This is a genomic window from Salmonella sp. SG203, from assembly GCF_013350575.1.
Lineage (GTDB): Bacteria > Pseudomonadota > Gammaproteobacteria > Enterobacterales > Enterobacteriaceae > Salmonella > Salmonella enterica.
This window is the reverse complement of sequence record NZ_SNMT01000001.1, coordinates 174535-195343: the sequence shown is the minus strand read 5'-3', so window position 1 is coordinate 195343 and position 20809 is coordinate 174535. Positions and strand designations below refer to the sequence as shown.

Genomic DNA, 20809 nt, shown 5'->3' with positions numbered 1-20809 from the left:
TTTATTACAAGACGACCGGTCTACTTATATCAGGAGCCACTATGTCATCAGCAAAACTGTTTACCCCCCTCAAGGTGGGTGCCATCACGGCGACAAATCGCGTATTTATGGCGCCTTTGACGCGTTTGCGGAGTATTGAACCGGGCGACATTCCTACGCCGTTAATGGCGGAATATTACCGTCAACGCGCCAGCGCCGGATTGATCATCAGCGAAGCCACACAAATCTCCGCACAGGCGAAAGGCTATGCCGGCGCACCGGGATTACACAGCGATGAGCAGATCGCCGCCTGGAAAAAAATCACTCAGGGAGTCCATGCCCAGGGCGGCCATATGGCGGTGCAATTGTGGCATACGGGCCGTATTTCACACGCCAGCCTGCAACCAGGCGGACAAGCGCCCGTCGCGCCATCCGCTATCAATGCGGGAACCCGCACCTCTTTGCGTGACGAAAACGGTCAGGCCATCCGCGTAGAGACTTCCACGCCGCGCGCGCTGGATACTCACGAGATCCCCGGGATCGTCAACGATTTCCGCCAGGCTATCGCCAATGCCCGAGAGGCGGGCTTCGATCTGGTGGAGCTGCATTCCGCGCACGGTTATCTGCTGCACCAGTTCCTCTCACCGTCTTCTAATCACCGTACCGATCGGTACGGCGGCGGCGTAGAGAATCGCGCCCGTCTGGTACTGGAAGTGGTTGATGCCGGCATTGAAGAATGGGGCGCGGACCGTATCGGCATCCGCCTTTCTCCTGTCGGCACTTTCCAGAATGTCGATAACGGCCCGAATGAAGAAGCTGACGCCCTTTATCTGATTGAAGCGTTAGGCAAACGCGGCATTGCTTATCTGCATATGTCTGAACCAGACTGGGCGGGCGGTGAACCGTACAGCGACGCGTTCCGTGAAAAAGTGCGCGCGTGTTTCCACGGTCCCATCATCGGCGCTGGCGCCTATACGCCAGAAAAAGCGGAAGGTCTGATCGAAAAAGGGCTGATTGACGCCGTGGCGTTTGGTCGCGATTACATCGCGAACCCGGATCTGGTAGCGCGTCTGCAACGTAAAGCGGAACTTAATCCACAGCGTCCCGAAAGTTTTTATGGCGGCGGCGCGGAAGGCTACACTGACTACCCTACTCTGTAATTTCATTGATAGCGGCCTCACATCGCCGCTATACTTTGAATATCTTGACTATTTTAAGGACAACGAAAATGCGTTTATTGCATACTATGCTGCGCGTCGGCGATTTGCAGCGTTCCATCGCTTTTTACACCAACGTTCTGGGCATGAAATTGCTGCGTACCAGTGAGAATCCGGAATACAAATACTCGCTGGCCTTTGTGGGATATGGTCCGGAAACGGAAGAAGCGGTCATCGAACTAACCTATAACTGGGGCGTTGAGAGCTATGACATGGGCAATGCGTACGGGCATATCGCGCTGAGCGTTGACAATGCTGCTGAAGCCTGTGAACGCATTCGTCAGAACGGCGGCAACGTGACCCGTGAAGCGGGGCCGGTAAAAGGCGGTTCGACCATCATCGCCTTCGTTGAAGATCCGGATGGCTATAAAATCGAATTGATTGAAGCTAAAGACGCAGGCCGCGGTCTGGGTAACTGATCCCCCGCCGGGCGCAGGTCACTGCGCCCGTTGTTTTACTGCATCCCGGCGTAAAATTTGCCATAATACGCGCTGCATTTTTTCGTATTAAGAGACTCAGATGTCCGATAACGCTCAACTTTCCGGTCTGTGCGACCGTTTTCGTGGTTTTTATCCTGTCGTCATCGACGTTGAAACTGCAGGATTTAACGCTAAAACCGATGCGCTGCTCGAAATCGCCGCCATCACGCTGAAAATGGATGAACAAGGCTGGCTGATGCCGGACATGACGCTGCATTTCCATGTGGAGCCGTTCGCTGGAGCCAACTTACAGCCGGAAGCGCTTGCGTTTAACGGTATCGATCCCTCTAACCCGCTACGCGGCGCGGTGAGTGAATATGAGGCGCTACACGCTATTTTCAAAATGGTGCGTAAAGGTATCAAAGACAGCGGTTGTAGCCGCGCCATTATGGTCGCGCATAACGCCACTTTTGATCACAGTTTTATGATGGCCGCCGCAGAGCGCGCCTCGCTGAAACGTAACCCGTTTCATCCGTTCGTCACCTTTGATACTGCGGCATTGAGCGGACTGGCGCTGGGACAAACGGTGTTATCAAAAGCGTGCCTGGCGGCAGGTATGGAGTTTGACGGTGAAAAAGCCCATTCCGCTTTGTATGATACCGAGCGGACAGCGGTGCTGTTTTGTGAAATCGTCAATCGCTGGAAGCGCCTGGGCGGCTGGCCGTTACCTTTGCCGACGGACAAATAACGAGGCTAACAACGCCGCTCTTGCTCACGATGGCGGTAAAAAAGCGACCTTTACAGGTCGCTTTCCCCTTTCACAGATTACTCTGCGTCCGGCTCCTGAGTTTTATATTTTGCCGCAGTTTCTTTAATAAGCTGCTGCAGCTCGCCACGCTGATACATTTCAATCACAATATCACACCCGCCGACCAGCTCGCCGTCCACCCACAGTTGTGGGAATGTCGGCCAGTTGGCGTATTTCGGTAATTCAGCGCGAATATCCGGGTTTTGCAGGATATCAACATAGGCAAAACGTTCCCCGCAGGCTGAAAGCGCCTGAACGGCCTGCGCAGAGAAACCACAGCTTGGCAGTTTCGGTGAACCTTTCATATACAGGAGAATCGGGTTTTCAGCGATCTGGCGCTGAATTTTTTCGATAGTGGTGCTCATTGTCTCGCTTCCTTAAACTACTTTTACGACTGAAGCCTGTCATTGTAACGGGTCAGGCTGGCAACGGAAAATAACATTTTCATCATGCCTTATTATTTTACCGTCTGCGGGAATAAGTTGTATACAAAATATCTTTTAAGTGGGTTGCCGCGCAGTGATTTGTAGATAACGCGTTCGTGTTTAGCATTAATTGCTATTTTTTTACATCTGTTAACGAAACACAGCTTCAGAAACCAAAAGCAATTACCAATCTGTGCTTTTGTAGATTAGAATTATCAGGTTTTGTAAATCATACGCAGGCATGAATCGCCTGCCTTTAACAGAGGATTGCTCAGTGGCGCGGATAAACAAAATCTCGATCACGCTCTGTGCTTTACTTTTTACTACTCTCCCCTTTACGCCAATGGCCCATGCTTCCAGGCAAGCCAAAGCGACGCCTGCTGTTTCTCATGTCACGAAAACGGCAGATAAAAAGAAAAGCACAACGAAAAAGATCAGTAAAACCAGCAAAAAAAACGTAAAAAAAACCTCAAAAACCAGCCGTTCTTCTTCCGCTTCTACGCCAAAACGTACCACCGCCTCCACGAAATCTCGTCATACGACGCATCGTCGTAACAGAACCGCGCCCACGTCAATCGCCGCCCTCGACGTAACGGAAAAATGCACGACGCGTAAAGGCCGTAAGCCGCACTGCGTGAAGGGGAAGGGAACATTGCCGGTCTCTATTGCCGATGCGCATCGTGCAAAAGTACAAAAAGCGACGAAAACCGCGATGTCCAAACTCATGAATCAGATTGGTAAACCGTATCACTGGGGAGGCGCGTCGCCGCGCACCGGTTTTGATTGCAGCGGTCTGGTTTATTATGCCTATAAAGATTTAGTGAAGATCCGTATCCCCCGAACGGCGAATGAGATGTATCACCTGCGTGACGCGGCGCCCATTGAGCGTAGCGAGTTGAAAAACGGCGATCTGGTGTTCTTCCGTACGCAGGGGCGCGGCACCGCCGATCACGTTGGCGTCTATGTCGGCAACGGTAAGTTTATCCAGTCTCCGCGCAGCGGTCAGGAAATTAAGATCACCTCACTGAACGAAGAATACTGGCAACGTCATTATGTCGGCGCCCGCCGGGTGATGACGCCTAAAACAATTCGCTAATATTTTATCCTGTCGTTTAACGACAGGATAACTTCTTCTTTTGCGCCACCGCTCAATTTGCTACCCTATCCTTACGCGCACCAGGGGTATTGTGCGTGCGCAATATTAATAATAAGGAGAGAAGCAATGTCGTTCGAATTACCTGCATTACCGTATGCCAAAGATGCTCTGGCGCCGCATATTTCTGCTGAGACGCTGGAATATCACTATGGCAAACATCATCAGACTTACGTGACCAATCTTAACAATTTGATCAAAGGCACGGCGTTTGAAGGCAAATCGCTGGAAGAGATCGTGCGCACTTCCGAAGGCGGCATCTTTAATAACGCCGCTCAGGTGTGGAACCACACCTTCTACTGGAACTGCCTGGCGCCAAACGCTGGCGGCGAACCGACCGGGAAACTGGCTGATGCTATCGCGGCATCTTTTGGCAGCTTCGCGGAATTTAAAGCGCAGTTCACCGATGCCGCTATCAAAAACTTTGGTTCCGGATGGACATGGCTGGTAAAAAGCGCTGATGGCAAACTGGCTATCGTTTCTACCTCAAATGCCGGTACGCCGCTGACTACGGATGCAACGCCGTTGCTAACGGTTGATGTGTGGGAACACGCGTATTACATCGACTACCGCAACGCCCGTCCAAACTATCTGGAGCATTTCTGGGCGCTGGTTAACTGGGAATTTGTTGCGAAAAATCTCGCCGCATAAGTCTGAGTACGCAGAAGGTACGCCTTCTGCGTTTTAGAGAGGGATAGAATAGAGGAGACGCCCACCCTCAGAAGAGAGGAAATCAGTGCAGAGCGGCCGTTAATCCACCTGCGACAATCACGCCCAGAACAATCAGCGTAGTAATCAACGAAAATTTCAGGTCGGTACTCATCAAGTTTTCTCCTTTTTATTCCCACACAAAAAGTGATATAGCGCATTTTTGCACATTCCCGCACAAAAATCTCTCATGTTTTATATTGATAACTGTTTTTAACGCTTCCCCTTTTCCTCAAGATCAGACAAAATTCCAGGCTTACTGAATTAGCGTAACGGCCATTGACCCCTTCCTGACGTTCCGTGTCGTTTTTCCGGCGTGCCGCAACCCTGACGTTGCGATTAGGGTGTGTGTAGGCAAACGTTTACCTGGCGTTTCTCAGGAGCTTAGCGAGGGTCTGGAGTGAAATGTAATGGCAACAATTAAAGATGTAGCGAAACGAGCAAACGTTTCCACTACAACTGTATCACACGTAATCAACAAAACGCGTTTTGTCGCTGAAGAAACGCGTAACGCGGTCTGGGCGGCAATTAAAGAGCTGCACTACTCTCCCAGCGCCGTCGCGCGTAGCCTGAAGGTTAACCATACCAAGTCGATAGGCTTACTGGCGACCAGCAGCGAAGCGGCCTATTTTGCCGAAATTATCGAGGCGGTTGAAAAAAACTGTTTCCAGAAAGGCTATACGCTGATTTTAGGCAACGCCTGGAATAACCTGGAAAAACAGCGCGCCTACCTGTCCATGATGGCGCAAAAGCGCGTGGATGGCCTGCTGGTGATGTGTTCTGAGTATCCAGAACCTCTGCTTTCCATGCTGGAAGAGTATCGCCATATTCCGATGGTGGTGATGGACTGGGGTGAAGCGAAGGCCGATTTTACCGACACGGTGATTGATAACGCCTTTGCAGGCGGCTATATGGCGGGTCGTTATCTGGTTGAGCGCGGCCACCGGGATATCGGCGTTATTCCCGGCCCGCTGGAGCGCAACACCGGCGCGGGGCGGCTGGCAGGCTTTATGAAAGCCATGGAGGAGGCGCTGATCAACGTGCCGGACAACTGGATTGTTCAGGGCGACTTCGAGCCGGAGTCCGGTTACCACGCGATGCAGCAAATCTTATCGCAGTCACATCGCCCTACCGCCGTTTTCTGCGGCGGCGATATTATGGCGATGGGCGCGCTTTGCGCGGCTGACGAAATGGGGCTTCGCGTACCGCAGGACGTTTCGGTGATCGGTTATGACAATGTGCGTAACGCCCGTTACTTTACCCCGGCACTGACGACGATTCACCAGCCCAAAGACTCTTTAGGCGAAACCGCATTTAATATGCTATTGGATCGCATCGTCAATAAGCGCGAAGAGTCACAGTCTATTGAAGTTCATCCACGCCTGGTTGAGCGTCGCTCGGTCGCTGACGGCCCGTTCCGCGACTATCGGCGTTAATCCCCGCTGTCGGGAGCCTCTTCTGGCTCCCGCAGCCACTCCCGATTCAACGTTTCGCTATCGCCCAAATAGTCCAGCAGCCATGCCAGCGCGGGCGAGGCCTCGTTTTGCTGCCACGTCACGCAACAGGCCGCATCGGGAAACGGATTCTCTAACGTCAGCGCCACCCATTTTCCGCTGTCTATCCACTGGCGGGCAAAATGCGTCGGCACCATTCCCACGCATAGTCCTGCCGACAGGCAGGTTGCCGATGACTCCCAGTCCGGTACGACGACCCTTTTTTGGTTATCCAGCAGCCAGGTAATCCGTTTCGGTAAGGTTCGCGAAGTGTCTTCCCTGACCAGCGACGGCCAGTTGCGCAGGGTATCATCGCTTAACGGCCCAGGCATCGACGCCAGCGGGTGATCGCTTGCCACTACGCAGCTCCAGCTCAGGGTCCCCATATCCCGAAAAGCGTAACGCCCCCCTACCGGAATCGCCTGCGTCGCCCCAATCGCCAGTTCGACACGCCCGTCGGAGAGCGCGTCCCAGACGCCGTTAAACACCTCCTGAAAAACCAGCAGTTCCACATCGTCAAAATGGCGATAGAAATCGACGATCATCTGCCGGGTACGTTCTGGTCTGACGATATTGTCCACCGCAATAGCTAACTGCCCACGCCAGCCATTAGCAATTTGCTGACACTGCTGGCGAGTGATCTGCATTTTTTTGATAACAGAACGCCCTTCTTTTAAAAACCAGACGCCAGCAGGCGTCAGTTCAACATCACGGTGACGTCGTACAAAAAGCGGTACGGCCAGCCACTCCTCTAGCTGACGAACGGTGTAACTGACTGCTGAAGGCACACGGTGCAGTTCCTGCGCCGCCGCGCTAAAACTGCCATTGCGCGCCACGGCGTCAACCACTTCAAGCGAGTATTCCGACCACATAATTTGCCTACAAAAATTTTGAATTCACTGGACAAATATTAACGTTTCACAACCGTAATTTCACTCCCTACACTCTGCGACAATGTCTGTCTGATAAGAAAGAGAAACAAATATGCAACCTGGAAAAGGTTTTTTAGTCTGGTTAGCCGGTCTTAGCGTGCTGGGATTTCTGGCTACGGACATGTACCTGCCCGCGTTTGCCGCCATACAGGCGGATTTACAAACGCCTGCCGCCGCGGTCAGTGCCAGCCTCAGCCTGTTTTTAGCTGGCTTTGCCGTCGCGCAACTACTTTGGGGACCGCTATCGGATCGTTATGGCCGTAAACCGATTTTACTGCTGGGGTTATCTATCTTTGCGCTCGGAAGTCTGGGGATGCTGTGGGTAGAAAGCGCGGCAGCACTGCTGACGCTGCGCTTCGTGCAGGCCGTCGGCGTTTGCGCGGCAACGGTAATCTGGCAAGCGCTGGTGACCGATTATTATCCTTCGCAAAAAATTAATCGTATCTTCGCCACTATCATGCCACTGGTGGGCTTATCCCCGGCGCTTGCGCCCTTACTGGGAAGCTGGATACTGACGCATTTCTCATGGCAGGCGATTTTCGCCACTCTGTTCGTGATTACGTTGTTGCTGATGTTGCCGGCGCTGCGCTTAAAACCATCGGGAAAAGCGCGTACCGAAGGACAGGATAAACTCACTTTCGCGACGTTGTTACGCTCTAAAACCTATCGCGGTAATGTGCTGATTTATGCCGCCTGTTCCGCCAGCTTTTTTGCGTGGCTAACAGGGTCCCCATTTATTCTCAGCGCGATGGGTTACAGCCCGGCAGTGATTGGCCTGAGCTATGTTCCGCAAACCATCGCTTTTCTGATTGGCGGATATGGTTGCCGCGCGGCGCTACAAAAATGGCAGGGCTACCAATTGCTTCCGTGGCTGTTAGGGCTGTATGCGCTGAGCGTTATCGCCACCTGGGGAGCGGGCCTTCTGAATAATGCCTCACTGGTGGAGATCCTGATTCCTTTCTGCGTAATGGCGATTGCTAATGGCGCCATCTACCCTATCGTCGTCGCGCAAGCGTTACGCCCTTTCCCTCAAGCCACGGGGCGCGCTGCGGCGCTACAAAATACGCTGCAACTGGGGTTATGTTTCCTGGCAAGCCTGGTGGTTTCATGGCTCATCAGCACGCCGCTGCTGACCACCACCAGCGTAATGCTCTCTACCGTTGTTCTGGCGGCGTTAGGTTACAAAATGCAGTCTCATGCAGATTGCGCTGAGACCGGATTTCCCCATGCCAATGTCGCCCACGACAAGTCTCACTAAAGACTTGTTAACCGCTGGTAATTAGCACGCTAACAATTTTCGGTTGAATCATCAAAAATTGCGGCCTATACTGATTCCCGGTTGTTTATATTACGATAATTATTAGGCATTAACGGGAACCGGAGCGTTCCCGATTCACCATGGATGGCCTTTTCGGCAAGGGTTCCTCCCTTCCTCTGTTCTACGTCGGATAACTGGCTCACGGAATTGTCCGTGGGATTTCTCACAAAGCCAAAAAAGCGTCTACGCTGTTTTAAGGTTCTGATCACCGTCCAGTGATGGAGAAACTATGAGTTCATCGTGTATAGAAGAAGTCAGCGTGCCGGATGATAACTGGTACCGAATCGCCAACGAATTGTTAAGCCGCGCGGATATTACAATTAATGGTTCCGCCCCGTCTGACATTCGTGTTAAGAATCCCGATTTTTTTAAACGCGTCCTTCAGGAAGGATCGTTGGGGTTAGGTGAGAGTTACATGGATGGCTGGTGGGAATGCGAGCGTCTGGATATTTTCTTCAGCAAAGTCTTACGTGCCGGTCTTGAAAATCAACTCCCCCACCATGTTAAAGATACGCTCCGTATCCTCGGCGCGCGTCTGATTAATCTACAAAGTAAAAAACGCGCCTGGATTGTCGGCAAGGAACATTACGATCTTGGTAATGACCTTTTTTCCCGTATGCTCGATCCCTATATGCAATATTCTTGCGCCTACTGGAAAGATGCCGATACGCTGGAAGCGGCACAGCAAGCCAAGCTGAAATTAATTTGCGAAAAGCTACAGCTACAACCGGGGATGCGTGTGCTGGATATCGGCTGCGGCTGGGGCGGCCTGTCGCAATATATGGCGACCCATTATGGCGTTAGCGTGGTGGGCGTAACGATCTCCGCTGAACAACAAAAAATGGCGCAGACGCGTTGCGAAGGTCTGGATGTCTCCATTCTCCTCGAAGATTATCGCGACCTTAACGATCAGTTTGACCGAATCGTCTCTGTCGGCATGTTCGAACATGTCGGGCCAAAAAACTACAACACCTATTTTGAGGTCGTTGACAGGAATTTAAAACCGGATGGTCTTTTCCTGCTCCATACTATTGGTTCTAAAAAAACCGATCATAATGTCGATCCGTGGATCAATAAGTATATTTTCCCCAACGGTTGTTTGCCGTCTGTTCGTCAAATCGCCGAGGCCAGCGAATCACACTTTGTAATGGAAGACTGGCATAACTTTGGCGCCGACTATGACACGACTCTGATGGCGTGGCACGAGCGCTTTATCAATGCCTGGCCAGAGATTGCGGGCAATTATAACGAGCGCTTTAAACGTATGTTCAGCTATTATCTCAACGCCTGCGCGGGTGCGTTTCGCGCGCGTGATATTCAGCTTTGGCAGGTGGTATTTACGCGCGGCGTTGAAAACGGTCTGCGCGTTCCTCGCTAATCATCTCCCCCGCATTTCATGCGGGGGAATCTTATTTTCCGTTAGCCAATGTCGGCCTGATTTCTGACCGCATTTTCTCGTGTAGCCAGTACGCGTTCTACGGTATCGACAACCGCCTGCGTTTGCGGATCGATCTCGATATTCACACGCTCACCCAGTTTTTTTCTGCCAAGCGTAGTACGTTCCAGCGTTTCCGGAATGAGATGCACGCAGAAGCGCGTTGGCGTTACCTCGCCGACGGTCAAACTGATACCGTCAACGCCGATAAAGCCTTTGTACAGGATATACTTCATCAGGGACGCATCCTGCACTTTAAACCACACCTGATGGTTATTTTCGGAGGTCAGGATTTTCGCGATCTCCGCCGTCGTAATAATATGCCCCGACATCAGATGACCACCGATTTCATCGCTGAATTTGGCGGCGCGCTCTACGTTGACCTCATCACCTACCCTCAACGCGCCCAGATTGGTGATGCGCAACGTTTCTTTCATCAGATCAAAACTTATCTGGTTACCGTTTATTTCAGTCACCGTCAAACAGCATCCGTTATGCGCTACCGACGCCCCCGTCTCCAGCCCCTCCAGCATGTAGTCCGGTAACGTCACCACATGGGTGCGAAAGTTGGGTTTTTCATCAATCGATACCAGTTTCGCGGTACCCTGTACGATCCCCGTAAACATATCTTCAACTCCTGAAATAAATAAAAGCAGAACTGTTCAGCACAATAGCAGGTGGAAAAACAGCTTGCCAGCAATGCGCCGTTAACAACTGTTTTTTCGCTGGAGAAATAGTAATACCCCGCTACAATAGACTGAAATTTCCCCTGCTATTTCTTTTGGCTGCCACTACGGCGGCTTTTTAGTCTTTCATATAACAACAAAATAAAAGGTGAATACGTGCAGAAGTATACCAGTGAAGCGCGTCAGTTATTAGCGTTAGCGATACCGGTGATCCTTGCGCAAGTGGCACAGACCGCAATGGGATTCGTCGATACCGTCATGGCGGGAGGCTATAGCGCTACGGACATGGCTGCCGTCGCTATCGGCACCTCTATCTGGCTTCCCGCCATTTTGTTTGGTCACGGCTTACTGCTGGCCTTGACGCCTGTGATTGCGCAACTCAATGGCTCCGGCCGTCGTGAGCGTATCGCGCATCAGGTTCGACAAGGGTTCTGGCTGGCGGGCTTTGTCTCCGTGCTGGTGATGATCGTCCTGTGGAATGCCGGATACATTATCCGCTCTATGCATAATATTGATCCGGCGCTGGCCGATAAAGCCGTGGGTTATCTTCGCGCGCTGCTGTGGGGCGCGCCAGGATACCTTTTCTTTCAGGTAGCGCGAAACCAGTGCGAAGGTCTGGCCAAAACCAAACCGGGTATGGTGATGGGATTTTTGGGCCTGCTGGTGAATATTCCGGTGAACTATATTTTTATCTATGGCCATTTTGGTATGCCGGAACTCGGCGGTATCGGCTGCGGCGTTGCGACTGCGGCGGTCTATTGGGTGATGTTTATCGCCATGCTTTCTTACATTAAACACGCGCGTTCAATGCGTGATATTCGTAATGAAAAAGGCTTTGGCAAACCTGATAGCGTCGTCATGAAGCGCCTGATTCAACTGGGGTTGCCGATTGCGCTGGCGCTGTTCTTTGAAGTGACGTTATTTGCGGTCGTTGCGCTGCTGGTTTCGCCATTAGGTATTGTGGATGTCGCCGGTCATCAGATTGCGCTTAACTTTAGCTCGCTGATGTTCGTACTGCCGATGTCGCTGGCTGCGGCGGTAACAATTCGAGTGGGTTATCGTCTGGGCCAGGGCTCAACGCTGGATGCGCAAACCGCAGCGCGTACCGGTTTAGGCGTCGGCATTTGTATGGCTGTGGTTACCGCGATCTTTACCGTTACTCTGCGTAAGCATATTGCTTTGCTTTACAATGACAACCCCGAGGTCGTGGCGCTTGCCGCGCAATTAATGCTGCTCGCTGCGGTTTACCAGATTTCCGACTCTATACAGGTTATCGGCAGCGGTATTCTGCGCGGTTATAAAGATACGCGTTCCATCTTTTTTATCACCTTTACCGCCTACTGGGTGTTAGGTTTACCCAGCGGTTATATCCTGGCGTTAACGGATCTGGTGGTGGATCGTATGGGACCGGCGGGCTTCTGGATGGGGTTCATCATCGGCCTGACCTCGGCGGCGGTGTTAATGATGCTACGGATGCGCTATCTACAACGTCAGCCGTCCGCCATCATTTTGCAGCGCGCTGCGCGATAATACGACGATAGCCGTCGCATGGCGGCTATTTTCTCGACATGTTGCATATTTCCACCGCAATCAGGTGATTTCAGGAAGAAAATTGCGATTTCCCTCTTGCCTCATTGCGGTTGTGACGCTAATATTCGTCCCCGTTGTCACCTACAACGTTGCGTTCATAGCTCAGTTGGTTAGAGCACCACCTTGACATGGTGGGGGTCGTTGGTTCGAGTCCAATTGAACGCACCATCATTTTAATGCGTCTGTAGCTCAGTTGGTTAGAGCACCACCTTGACATGGTGGGGGTCGATGGTTCGAGTCCATTCAGACGCACCAATCCATTATCTTGTTTAATTTTATAATACGCTATCTGGTGCTTGTGCCAGGCTAAAAGCGATTATTTTCAGTCTCTCACCTTTATCGTCAAGCACTGCTCTATACGCTATTACCCTCTTAACCTTCGCAGTGGCCTGAAGAAGCATACCAAAAGCATTTATGGTGTTTCGGTAGAATGCGCATAATCTATCTTCATCACCATACGTAACAAGGCTGCAACGGGTTCAAATAACGTTTCAGGAATTTTATCTCCGCGTTCCACTTCAAAAAATAATGAGCGGGCCAGCTCAACATTTTCAACAACGGGGATGCAGTTGCGTTCAGCGATGTTAACAATATAGTTAGCTTGAGCATCACTGCCTTTTTCCAGGACGCGTGGTATTGGCATATCGGTGGGATGATAGCCAAGACAAACCGCAATATGCGTTGGATTACGCACTACCGCAACAGATTGTTTAACAGATTGAGCTAAACTCCCACTCTGTATTTCACTCTGCATTTCCCGACGCCGTGTCTTCATTTGAGGGTCGCCCTCCAGATCTTTATGCTCTTGTTTTACGTCATCTTTACTCATTTTTAGATCTTTTCTAATCTTATAATATTGAAAAGAATAGTCCAGTATGCCAACGACGATATAAAAAGCCATCACCCCTACCCATAACCATTTTATTAAAGAAGAAACCACAAGCACGCCACAGGCTAACCCACAGTACGGTAGCGCCCGAAAAGTACTGGCATAATAATAAAAGAAAAAGGCAAAGATAAGAGATAACATGATAACTTTTAGGCTGGATTTACATAATTCTACTACGCTATGTAAAGAGAATATCTGCTTAAAATTACTTACCGGATTTATATGCTCGCTTTTAAAACCTATGGCCTTGCTGGCAATAACCACCCCCACCTGAAGAAACACGCTACCCACAGTAGCAACTATTACCCCAGCGCCCAGAAACAGCAGTGCAGAAGTCAGTGACTCTATTAAAGCATGACTCAATTGCGTTAATGCATAAGAAAATGGTTTATTTACTAATTGTAATGTGAAAGTTATTGACTCAATCAGTATCAAAATCATCTTTTCAGTAAAGAAATGAAAATACAAATAAAGCGCAATCAGCTGAAATAATGATGTTATTTCAATACTTTTGACAACCTGCCCTTCCTTACGGCCATCACGTAATTTCTTTTCTGTAGGCTGTTCTGTTTTCTCGCTCATACAGATGGAAACCAGTCTTTTAGATAAATATAAAATTTATCGCTTTCAACCAAATAGTGATGAAGAGCATAAGGGAATGAGATCAGGAGCGTCAGTAGAACCAATATACTTTTGAGCGGCATTGAGAAGAAAAACACATTCAATTGTTGTGCCGACCGATTTAAAAGACCTAAAGCCAGATCGGCTAATACCATACATATGATGGCAGGAAGAGAGAAGCTGATACATAATTGATAAAGCGTTCTCCACTCTGCCTGGATATATTTTAAAAATTGCCGGTCAAATAATAAAGTACGCCCTGGTGGTAAATATTGATATGACTCATACAGAATGTTTAATATAAACTCCATGCCGCCGCTTATAAAGAAAATAACACACAAGAACTGACTGAAAAGCAAGCCAAAAAGTGAGGTTTCAGCTTCTATTGTAGAATTGAATATCGTACCCATTGTCGCGCCACGTAAAGTATCAAGCAGAAACCCCGCCATATCAACGGCCCAAAAGGGAACCGCCGCACAAAACCCAATTAAAAAACCAATAATCACCTCTCCGGTGACTAACCCTAACCAGCTGTAATCTTTACCAATATGCATCATAATCCTCTGCTGGTAAATGATTGGTAATATGGGAAAGGTAAGTGACATAAGCACGCCATTACGTAAAATCGCGGACCCTAAACTGCCACTTTTTAATAGGGGAAGTAATAAAGAGAGGCTCAATGGTCGAATAAAAGCCACAGCCAATGTAATAAGCCACTCATTTACCTGTTGTGCCATTCAACCATGCTCTCCAATTCGTAACATTATCTGCCGGGTATAATTCAACAGGATACCGCTAAGCCATGGGTAGCTGACCATTAAGGTTATTGCAATTGCCAATAATTTAATCATGAACTGTAGCGTTTGGTCCTGTATTTGAGTCAAGGCCTGAACAAGGCTTACGATGACACCAACTACCGATGCCACCAACACCACCGGCATAGACGTAAAAAGGACGATCCATAAAAGTTGCGTTACAAATTGCGTCAATTCAGAATCATTCATGAAAAGCTCTGTACCAATTGCGCCAGTGTCAGATCCCAACCGCCTGCCAGTAAAAATATTAGCAGCTTAAACGGTAATGAAATGGTCATTGGCGACACCATCATCATTCCCATAGCCAGCAGTATATTTGAAATAAGCAGGTCAATAGCCAGAAAGGGAAGATAAATAAGTAATCCAATCCGAAATGCCTGCGTTAACTGACTCACCGTAAATGCCGGAATTAATATGAGCAAAGAATCAGGTTTTATCTTTCTTTTTATGTCTTCAGGCCAGGTTCGTTTTATCAAATTCCGAAAATAATTGGCTTCCTTCTCTTCAGAGTTTTTTTGCAAAAACTGTCGATAAGGCGCTAATGCTTTACTGTCCCACTCAGACGTCCAGAAAGGAGCGCCAGCGACCTGAACCGGATGCCAGCGCTCTTTTACAGCTAATAGCGTCGGCCCCATAATGAATAAGGAAAGTACAAGCGCGAGGCCATACAGTGCGATATTTGGGGGAACTTGTTGAATACCCAGAGCATTTCGTAAAATCGAAAATACCACCGCCAGTTTAAGGAAAGAGGTTCCCATGACGATAATGAGAGGCAGTATTGAAAGCAGAAACAATATACCAATCAGTTGCAAAGGCGAATCGGGTAAAGACATACTGTATCTCTCATGACACGACCTGGAACGCTATTATATTGTTCGCATATTATTTTTCTTATCAGGTTTACGCTGTATTTTTGCAAAGATACCAACGTGTAATACGCACCATAAATTCATTGCCACAGGCAATCAACTCACCTTGCCCAATAATACGGTCATTTACTCTTATCGTCACCTCTGGCGCAAAACATCCACCTACAGGCAAAACGTCCCCCGTTTTAAGTTGTCGTAATTGTCCAATTTCCAGACTCGCACGTCCGATCTCAAAGAGCACCTGTTGTGGTATCTGCTCAAGTTCTACTGAAGATGTTCCGTCACTCTTTGACATTGGACTCCCTGACGCAAGTAGCGTTTCGATATCCTGGACTAATTCATCAAATTTCATCGTGTTATCCTCTGTCAGCAACACCCTCGCGTAGATCCCCCCAGGTAGTTGAATAGCAAAAAAACCGAGTCTGATGTCGCCAAAGCAATGAATCCGAACGCCCATGCCGATTTCGATAGACTCAAGTTCAATTAACGTAAGCTGGCACCAGCCTAAATATACAGGGACTACCACAGGAGGGGCAGGATAAATCTGTTGTCGCTCAGCAGAAAGCTCTCCGACTATATTGCGCAAAAAACCCGTTGGCCATGTAAAAATGATGCTATGGAACTCATGTTCTTCAACTGTCCATTTAATATGCAACGCTAGCTGATGTGGTAGATTACTGCAGGATGTTGGCGGTTCGTTCTGACAGAGGGTCGCATCACTGGCTTGCAATAACGGCGCCAGCCCCCATTCAGCTATTCCGTATAGCAATTCAGGATCGATAGCCGATCGATTAGCGGTGCCAATTAACCCTTCACACCAGCGCTGCCAGCATTGTTCTGCAATCCACACCCTACCCAGCTCATTATGATAATTTATGGTAAATAACGTCCCTTGCTGTACTGGATATTGTTGCATACTCAATGTCAGCTCACCAATGGTAGCGCCTTGCGTTGGAAGCATCTCCACCCACGGACGCTCTTCATTCGCTATTCTTAACATAGAATATCTCCAGGGAAATTATATACCCCATATGCAACAACTGAGACTCCAGCCACTGCTTTAGCGCTTTCATCGAACGGTAAATTTCATGATGAGGGACATTGATTCTTAACTGAATTAGCCCCCCTGATTCACATACTTCACACTCTACACCGTCAAGATAACCGCCACTAACACGATAACGTTGCGTGAAAACCACGTTCTTATTCAATGCTGCAGGAGGATTATTCTCACCAATGGGTAATGCCTGGTGCATGAGTTGTTCAAAGTCCATACGTTCCGCCTCCGCCTCGTTATCATCCTGATAAGACTGGCATGGCAACCCAAGACTTCCCTCAACTTTGGTAATACGCATCGCTTAATACCATAGTAATTTTTTCTTTCTTTTTCATAAGCGCATTAAAATTCTTCTGTAATTCGCTTCGCCGGGAGACAAGCTGCTGATACTGATTCTCTAACTGCTGCCGTTGCGTCAAAAAGCTCTGCGCCTGAGTGAATAACCCGGCCATTTGTTGTTTCTTATCCAACAATAAATGACAAGATAACGTACCTTGCCAGCCCATTAATTCTTTCAGTCTGGTAGACACTGCTAAAGCGCGCGTCTGGCAAATCTGCTGTTCCGTAATAATCGCCTGTTGCTGCTGATCAAGTACGGTAAGCTTGCCGCGTAATTGCTTTTCACGCCGCGCGATTATCTCCAGCAAAGTTTCCATGATCACTCGGTGAGGATTTGGTGTAATTTTTCTATAAGTAGCTCGGGTCCGCATACTTCATCCTTACTTTGTCGCAAAAATGTACAAATATCCGGATAGGCATCAATGGCTTTGTCAGTATCAGTATCAACTCCTCGCTGGTATTCCCCAATGCGTATTAACAGTTCAACCTCCTGGTAAAGCGCCATGCACCGTCGCAATATCGCCGCCAGTTGACGATGCTCATGGCTGGTAACGACTGGAAAAACGCGGCTGAGCGTTGCCAACACGTCAATGGCAGGATAATGCCCCCTCTCTGCAAGCCGTCGGGATAGCACAATATGTCCGTCAAGCAGTGAACGGACTTCATCCGCCAACGGCTCATTCATATCATCGCCTTCCACCAGTACCGTATAAAATGCGGTAATACTGCCTTTTTCCCCCATTCCTGTACGTTCTAAAAGTCGTGGCAATGCACTAAATACGCCTGGCGGATATTCTCCAGAAACCGCGGTCTCTCCGGCGGCCAGAGCGATTTCCCGTGCGGCCCTGGCATAACGCGTCAGTGAGTCGGCAAGCAAGACGACTCGCTTTCCATTATCGCGAAAAAATTCTGCTATCGTGGTGGCCACAAACAGCGCCCTCACGCGCTCTAAGGCGGGTCTGTCAGAGGTTGCGACAACAATGACACAACGTTTTCGGGTCTCTTCAGACAGTGTAAAATCGATGAACTCGCGGACTTCTCGTCCACGTTCACCAATTAACACCAGAACATTGCAGTCTGCGTCTGGCGCATTACACAGCATCGCCAGAAGCGTGCTTTTCCCCACGCCAGGAGCAGAAAAAATCCCCACTCGTTGCCCTTCGCCACAGGTCGCAACGCTATCAATAGCGCGAATCCCCGTCATTAATGGTTGAGTGATAGGCTGTCGAACCATTGCGGGAGGAGGCATTGCATCATAGTCTTTCCAGCAGACTTCTGGCAGTTCGCGGCCATCAAGGGGACGACCAAAACCATCAATGACTCGCCCTAATAACGCTTCGCCCACGGGAACCTGATGGCGTCGCCTTAAGGCCATCACTTGCTGCCCGCAGTGAAGTCCGGTTGTACTCGTAAAAGGAGATAGCAAAGCTTTGCTGCCATTAATCCCCACGACTTCAGCAAGTTCTTCTCCAGGCTTTATACAGCACAACTCACCCATAAATACCCCAGGCAACCACGCATTTAACAACGTTGCGCTGACATCCTGAATTCGGCCCCATCGACAATAACCATCGGGGGGCGGATATTTCAGCCTCAGACGTTGCATCAATTCATTCTTCATTGTCCGCCAACTCCTCTTCGCTAAGGTCAATACTTTCTACCACTTGTATAAGGCTCTCCTCTCCTAATTCCTGCCATGACAAAATCGGTACGTCGAACAAGGTGGCTTCTGTAATTTTTCGCAAGAAACGTCGGGTGTCGACAGAAGTGACAATGAATAATTTGGCTGACTGCTTCAGCGCCTGCTCGATAAGTTGCAGGATCTGCGTCTTATGACGAGACGACAGCGCAGTATAGGTCCCCATTGCCGTCTGGCGAATGGATTCACGCACGAGGTTCTCAATACCTTCGCCGATCCGCAAAATCGGCAGCGGTTTTCCTTCCGGATTAAGACGACGCAGAATATGACGGCGAAGCGCGATACGGACATATTCTGTCAACATCAGGACATCTTTTTCACGTGGCGCCCAGTCAATTAAGGTGCCGAAAATAAGACGTAAATCTCTAATAGAAACCCGTTCTGATACAAGCCGTTGCAAAGTTTCAGCGATTTTATTAATGGGTAACTGGCGTTGAAGCTCTTTCACCAGCTCAGAGTAGTTTTTTTCCATCGCATTCATTAGATAACGCGTTTCCTGAACACCAATAAACTCTCCCATATGCCGAAGCAGGACACATTTTAATAAGGCAGAGATACGTTGGCTGCCCGCGAAAACGTCCAGTCCAAAACCTTGCGCCTTATGGGCCATGTCTTTTGTAAGCCAACAGATCTGCCCCATCCCGTTCGGTAACGTCTGGCTGTCACCCACCACATTAGCGTCCGCGCCTATCAATAAATAATCCGCCTGAGCGGGAATAGATAAACTAAATACGGGTTCCTGATATAGCAGTACCGTCAATTTTTCGGTGGGTTCAGGCAAAACCTCAATATTCACCTCAGGGAGAGGGACGCCGGTATCCTCAAATAAAAACCATCTCATGGCGTCAATATCACGAATCAGGTCGGCAGAATGTAACGTCGGGCTAAGACGTAAGATTAGAGGACATGCGCCGGGAACCATACTATCTTTTTCCGGTGCTTCGACGCCATTTGCGGAAACCACAGACTTTTTGCGGCGAATGAGGATAATTGGCAATGCTAACAACGCTGAAAAGAAAGCGAGAGTGATAAAAGGAAAGCCAGGAATTAAAGCGAGGAGCATTAAAACCACAGCGGTTAATATGAGCGACTGAGGTTGTCTGGCAATTTGAGAACTCAACTCTGTCGCCAGGTTCTGGCGTTTCTCACCCGGGACACGGGTGACAATAATTCCCGCGCTAAGGGAAATCAGCAGCGATGGAATTTGCCCACATAAACCATCTCCGATTGACAGTACGCTATAAGTGTGAACAGCCTCACTCATCGACATATCATATTGTACGATAGCGATAATGATACCGCCGATAATGTTCACCAGAACAACAATAATACCGGCAATCGTATCGCCTTTAACAAATTTCATCGCACCGTCCATCGCACCGAGAAAGCGGCTTTCCTGCTGGACATGCTGTCTTAATGTACGGGCATGGTCTGCATCGATAACTCCGGCACGCAAATCGCCATCGATACTCATTTGTTTGCCTGGCATCCCATCAAGCGAGAAACGTGCGCTAACTTCCGCCACCCTCTCGATACCTTTTGTAATGACAATAAACTGCACGATAGTAATGATGGTAAATACGACCAACCCAACGGTGAGATTTCCTCCTACGACAAACTTACCGAAAGCATCCACAATATTACCGGCATTATGTTGTAACAGTACCAGCCGTGATGTGCTGATTGTGAGTGACAAACGATATAATGTAGTAATAAGTAATAAAGACGGAAATACCGATAAATCGAGAGGGTCACTAAGATAAATAGCAATTAAGAGCAGGATCACTGAAAACATAAGGTTGATAGTAATCAGGATATCAACCATCCAGGTCGGCAAAGGTAACAGCATCATCACAATAGCGATTAATAACACCGTCGCCAGAACCATATCCTGCCGACCCGCGCATACACTGAGCCACTGTTGCGCCCTGACTCCCTCACCTAACCATGAACGCATTGCGACTCCAGAAATTTTATTTGTCGATGATGTAATCGTAACCAGAGCTCGGCGGAGCTGGAAAGAGGTGGAGAACAACTCATTGCAAGCCCATCGCGCAACAAAAATAATCGTTGAGGAATACCCTGGAACGCTGCGGGTTTCCAGTTAGCCAACGCTTTAAAAAGCAGTTCTTCGTCTAAGAAGGTTTGCTTGAGTATCTGACATAAGTGAATACGACCGTTATGATAGTTTAGATAGGTTTCATATTGTCCTTGCCGCCAGAACATATTGGTTGCTAAAGGCCGTTCAGCTAATCCTGCTAATTGAATAAAAAGCTGAATATTACGTTCAGTAATGAGATCCCAATCCATCCTGACGCCTCATGATGAGCCAGAAAGCCAATTTACCTAAATATTGA

23 protein-coding genes and 2 tRNA genes are annotated in these 20809 nt (G+C 49.0%); 11 read left to right on the top strand and 14 right to left on the bottom strand.

Annotated features, from left to right (window positions below):
• The first annotated feature begins 41 nt into the window (after positions 1-41).
• The 3 genes from HV477_RS01035 to rnt all read left to right on the top strand — a co-directional run bounded on the left by HV477_RS01035 (position 42) and on the right by rnt (position 2363).
• On the top strand, positions 42-1139 hold the full coding sequence (locus tag HV477_RS01035) for an alkene reductase (RefSeq protein ID WP_079898979.1): 1098 nt from the start codon (positions 42-44) through the stop codon (positions 1137-1139).
• 68 nt (positions 1140-1207) lie between these two features.
• Positions 1208-1615 (top strand): lactoylglutathione lyase, encoded by a 408-nt coding sequence (gene gloA, locus HV477_RS01030; RefSeq protein ID WP_001237787.1) that lies wholly within the window; start codon positions 1208-1210, stop codon positions 1613-1615.
• 100 nt (positions 1616-1715) lie between these two features.
• Positions 1716-2363 (top strand): ribonuclease T, encoded by a 648-nt coding sequence (gene rnt, locus HV477_RS01025; protein ID WP_001282267.1) that lies wholly within the window; start codon positions 1716-1718, stop codon positions 2361-2363.
• 77 nt (positions 2364-2440) lie between these two features.
• Here rnt and grxD read toward each other — a convergent pair whose 3' ends face one another.
• Positions 2441-2788 (bottom strand): monothiol glutaredoxin 4, encoded by a 348-nt coding sequence (gene grxD, locus HV477_RS01020; RefSeq protein WP_000108176.1) that lies wholly within the window; start codon positions 2786-2788, stop codon positions 2441-2443.
• Between the two features lie 334 nt (positions 2789-3122).
• Here grxD and HV477_RS01015 point away from each other — a divergent pair, with 334 nt between their 5' ends.
• A complete protein-coding gene (locus tag HV477_RS01015; RefSeq protein WP_001520344.1) occupies positions 3123-3944 on the top strand; it encodes a C40 family peptidase in 822 nt (273 codons plus the stop codon).
• A gap of 126 nt (positions 3945-4070) precedes the next feature.
• Positions 4071-4652, top strand: a complete 582-nt coding sequence (gene sodB / locus HV477_RS01010; protein ID WP_000007299.1) for a superoxide dismutase [Fe] — start codon at positions 4071-4073, stop codon at positions 4650-4652.
• An 82-nt stretch (positions 4653-4734) separates the two neighbouring features.
• Here sodB and HV477_RS01005 read toward each other — a convergent pair whose 3' ends face one another.
• Complete coding sequence (locus HV477_RS01005; RefSeq protein ID WP_000102277.1) at positions 4735-4824, bottom strand: YnhF family membrane protein; 90 nt, start codon at positions 4822-4824, stop codon at positions 4735-4737.
• Between the two features lie 295 nt (positions 4825-5119).
• On the opposite strand from HV477_RS01005, the gene purR reads away from it, so the two are divergent.
• On the top strand, positions 5120-6145 hold the full coding sequence (gene purR / locus HV477_RS01000) for an HTH-type transcriptional repressor PurR (protein ID WP_000190993.1): 1026 nt from the start codon (positions 5120-5122) through the stop codon (positions 6143-6145).
• On the opposite strand, the gene punR is transcribed toward purR, so the two are convergent.
• Positions 6142-7074: a DNA-binding transcriptional activator PunR gene (punR, locus tag HV477_RS00995; RefSeq protein ID WP_000269523.1), complete on the bottom strand. Its 933-nt coding sequence runs from the start codon at positions 7072-7074 to the stop codon at positions 6142-6144. The two genes, purR and punR, sit on opposite strands and share 4 nt — an antisense overlap.
• A gap of 112 nt (positions 7075-7186) precedes the next feature.
• On the opposite strand from punR, the gene punC reads away from it, so the two are divergent.
• Together punC and cfa are read left to right on the top strand one after the other, a co-directional pair.
• Positions 7187-8392 (top strand): purine nucleoside transporter PunC, encoded by a 1206-nt coding sequence (gene punC / locus HV477_RS00990; RefSeq protein WP_001182309.1) that lies wholly within the window; start codon positions 7187-7189, stop codon positions 8390-8392.
• Between the two features lie 289 nt (positions 8393-8681).
• Complete coding sequence (cfa, locus tag HV477_RS00985; RefSeq protein ID WP_000098879.1) at positions 8682-9830, top strand: cyclopropane fatty acyl phospholipid synthase; 1149 nt, start codon at positions 8682-8684, stop codon at positions 9828-9830.
• 41 nt (positions 9831-9871) lie between these two features.
• On the opposite strand, the gene HV477_RS00980 is transcribed toward cfa, so the two are convergent.
• Complete coding sequence (locus HV477_RS00980) at positions 9872-10513, bottom strand: riboflavin synthase (protein ID WP_000493972.1); 642 nt, start codon at positions 10511-10513, stop codon at positions 9872-9874.
• A gap of 216 nt (positions 10514-10729) precedes the next feature.
• Between HV477_RS00980 and mdtK the strand changes: the two genes are divergently transcribed.
• From mdtK to HV477_RS00965, 3 genes are all read left to right on the top strand, one after another.
• The gene (gene mdtK, locus HV477_RS00975) at positions 10730-12103 is read left to right on the top strand and encodes a multidrug efflux MATE transporter MdtK (RefSeq protein WP_001175077.1); all 1374 of its coding nucleotides are present in this window, start codon (positions 10730-10732) and stop codon (positions 12101-12103) included.
• Between the two features lie 151 nt (positions 12104-12254).
• Positions 12255-12331, top strand: a tRNA-Val gene (locus HV477_RS00970).
• A gap of 10 nt (positions 12332-12341) precedes the next feature.
• Positions 12342-12418: transfer RNA gene (locus HV477_RS00965), tRNA-Val, on the top strand.
• Positions 12419-12575: 157 nt separating this feature from the next.
• Here the strand turns inward: HV477_RS00965 and ssaU are convergent.
• From ssaU to ssaM, 10 genes are all read right to left on the bottom strand, one after another.
• Positions 12576-13634, bottom strand: a complete 1059-nt coding sequence (gene ssaU, locus HV477_RS00960) for an SPI-2 type III secretion system apparatus protein SsaU (RefSeq protein WP_001291715.1) — start codon at positions 13632-13634, stop codon at positions 12576-12578.
• Positions 13631-14410, bottom strand: coding sequence for an SPI-2 type III secretion system apparatus protein SsaT (gene ssaT, locus HV477_RS00955; RefSeq protein WP_079898977.1), 780 nt, complete (start codon positions 14408-14410; stop codon positions 13631-13633). Before ssaT ends, ssaU begins: the two co-directional genes overlap by 4 nt.
• Positions 14411-14677, bottom strand: a complete 267-nt coding sequence (gene ssas, locus HV477_RS00950) for an SPI-2 type III secretion system apparatus protein SsaS (protein WP_000999982.1) — start codon at positions 14675-14677, stop codon at positions 14411-14413.
• Entirely contained in the window at positions 14674-15321 is a 648-nt protein-coding gene (gene ssaR / locus HV477_RS00945; RefSeq protein WP_000056367.1) for an SPI-2 type III secretion system export apparatus protein SsaR, read from the bottom strand. The genes ssas and ssaR overlap by 4 nt, the downstream gene beginning before the upstream one ends.
• 67 nt (positions 15322-15388) lie before the next feature.
• Positions 15389-16357, bottom strand: coding sequence for an SPI-2 type III secretion system cytoplasmic ring protein SsaQ (ssaQ, locus tag HV477_RS00940; RefSeq protein ID WP_079898976.1), 969 nt, complete (start codon positions 16355-16357; stop codon positions 15389-15391).
• Positions 16338-16712: an SPI-2 type III secretion system apparatus protein SsaP gene (ssaP, locus tag HV477_RS00935; protein WP_001223304.1), complete on the bottom strand. Its 375-nt coding sequence runs from the start codon at positions 16710-16712 to the stop codon at positions 16338-16340. Before ssaP ends, ssaQ begins: the two co-directional genes overlap by 20 nt.
• Positions 16693-17070: an SPI-2 type III secretion system apparatus protein SsaO gene (gene ssaO / locus HV477_RS00930; protein ID WP_000449089.1), complete on the bottom strand. Its 378-nt coding sequence runs from the start codon at positions 17068-17070 to the stop codon at positions 16693-16695. The genes ssaP and ssaO overlap by 20 nt, the downstream gene beginning before the upstream one ends.
• A 2-nt stretch (positions 17071-17072) precedes the next feature.
• On the bottom strand, positions 17073-18374 hold the full coding sequence (ssaN, locus tag HV477_RS00925) for a SctN family type III secretion system ATPase SsaN (protein ID WP_023209470.1): 1302 nt from the start codon (positions 18372-18374) through the stop codon (positions 17073-17075).
• Positions 18364-20409, bottom strand: a complete 2046-nt coding sequence (ssaV, locus tag HV477_RS00920) for an SPI-2 type III secretion system apparatus protein SsaV (RefSeq protein WP_079898975.1) — start codon at positions 20407-20409, stop codon at positions 18364-18366. Before ssaV ends, ssaN begins: the two co-directional genes overlap by 11 nt.
• Positions 20394-20762: an SPI-2 type III secretion system apparatus protein SsaM gene (ssaM, locus tag HV477_RS00915; protein ID WP_000383702.1), complete on the bottom strand. Its 369-nt coding sequence runs from the start codon at positions 20760-20762 to the stop codon at positions 20394-20396. The genes ssaV and ssaM overlap by 16 nt, the downstream gene beginning before the upstream one ends.
• Between the last annotated feature and the right edge of the window lie 47 nt (positions 20763-20809).

Bases quoted from the DNA above. Each gene is read 5' to 3' on its own strand.
- rnt (WP_001282267.1), top strand. From the start codon at position 1,716: ATGTCCGATAACGCTCAACTTTCCGGTCTGTGCGACCGTTTTCGTGGT.
- ssaT (WP_079898977.1), bottom strand. From the start codon at position 14,410: ATGGCACAACAGGTAAATGAGTGGCTTATTACATTGGCTGTGGCTTTT.
- purR (WP_000190993.1), top strand. From the start codon at position 5,120: ATGGCAACAATTAAAGATGTAGCGAAACGAGCAAACGTTTCCACTACA.
- ssaP (WP_001223304.1), bottom strand. From the start codon at position 16,712: ATGCGTATTACCAAAGTTGAGGGAAGTCTTGGGTTGCCATGCCAGTCT.
- cfa (WP_000098879.1), top strand. From the start codon at position 8,682: ATGAGTTCATCGTGTATAGAAGAAGTCAGCGTGCCGGATGATAACTGG.
- HV477_RS00980 (WP_000493972.1), bottom strand. From the start codon at position 10,513: ATGTTTACGGGGATCGTACAGGGTACCGCGAAACTGGTATCGATTGAT.
- sodB (WP_000007299.1), top strand. From the start codon at position 4,071: ATGTCGTTCGAATTACCTGCATTACCGTATGCCAAAGATGCTCTGGCG.
- gloA (WP_001237787.1), top strand. From the start codon at position 1,208: ATGCGTTTATTGCATACTATGCTGCGCGTCGGCGATTTGCAGCGTTCC.
- ssaR (WP_000056367.1), bottom strand. From the start codon at position 15,321: ATGTCTTTACCCGATTCGCCTTTGCAACTGATTGGTATATTGTTTCTG.
- punC (WP_001182309.1), top strand. From the start codon at position 7,187: ATGCAACCTGGAAAAGGTTTTTTAGTCTGGTTAGCCGGTCTTAGCGTG.
- HV477_RS01005 (WP_000102277.1), bottom strand. From the start codon at position 4,824: ATGAGTACCGACCTGAAATTTTCGTTGATTACTACGCTGATTGTTCTG.
- punR (WP_000269523.1), bottom strand. From the start codon at position 7,074: ATGTGGTCGGAATACTCGCTTGAAGTGGTTGACGCCGTGGCGCGCAAT.
- ssaO (WP_000449089.1), bottom strand. From the start codon at position 17,070: ATGGAAACTTTGCTGGAGATAATCGCGCGGCGTGAAAAGCAATTACGC.
- ssas (WP_000999982.1), bottom strand. From the start codon at position 14,677: ATGAATGATTCTGAATTGACGCAATTTGTAACGCAACTTTTATGGATC.
- ssaU (WP_001291715.1), bottom strand. From the start codon at position 13,634: ATGAGCGAGAAAACAGAACAGCCTACAGAAAAGAAATTACGTGATGGC.
- grxD (WP_000108176.1), bottom strand. From the start codon at position 2,788: ATGAGCACCACTATCGAAAAAATTCAGCGCCAGATCGCTGAAAACCCG.
- ssaV (WP_079898975.1), bottom strand. From the start codon at position 20,409: ATGCGTTCATGGTTAGGTGAGGGAGTCAGGGCGCAACAGTGGCTCAGT.
- ssaQ (WP_079898976.1), bottom strand. From the start codon at position 16,357: ATGTTAAGAATAGCGAATGAAGAGCGTCCGTGGGTGGAGATGCTTCCA.
- ssaM (WP_000383702.1), bottom strand. From the start codon at position 20,762: ATGGATTGGGATCTCATTACTGAACGTAATATTCAGCTTTTTATTCAA.
- HV477_RS01035 (WP_079898979.1), top strand. From the start codon at position 42: ATGTCATCAGCAAAACTGTTTACCCCCCTCAAGGTGGGTGCCATCACG.
- ssaN (WP_023209470.1), bottom strand. From the start codon at position 18,374: ATGAAGAATGAATTGATGCAACGTCTGAGGCTGAAATATCCGCCCCCC.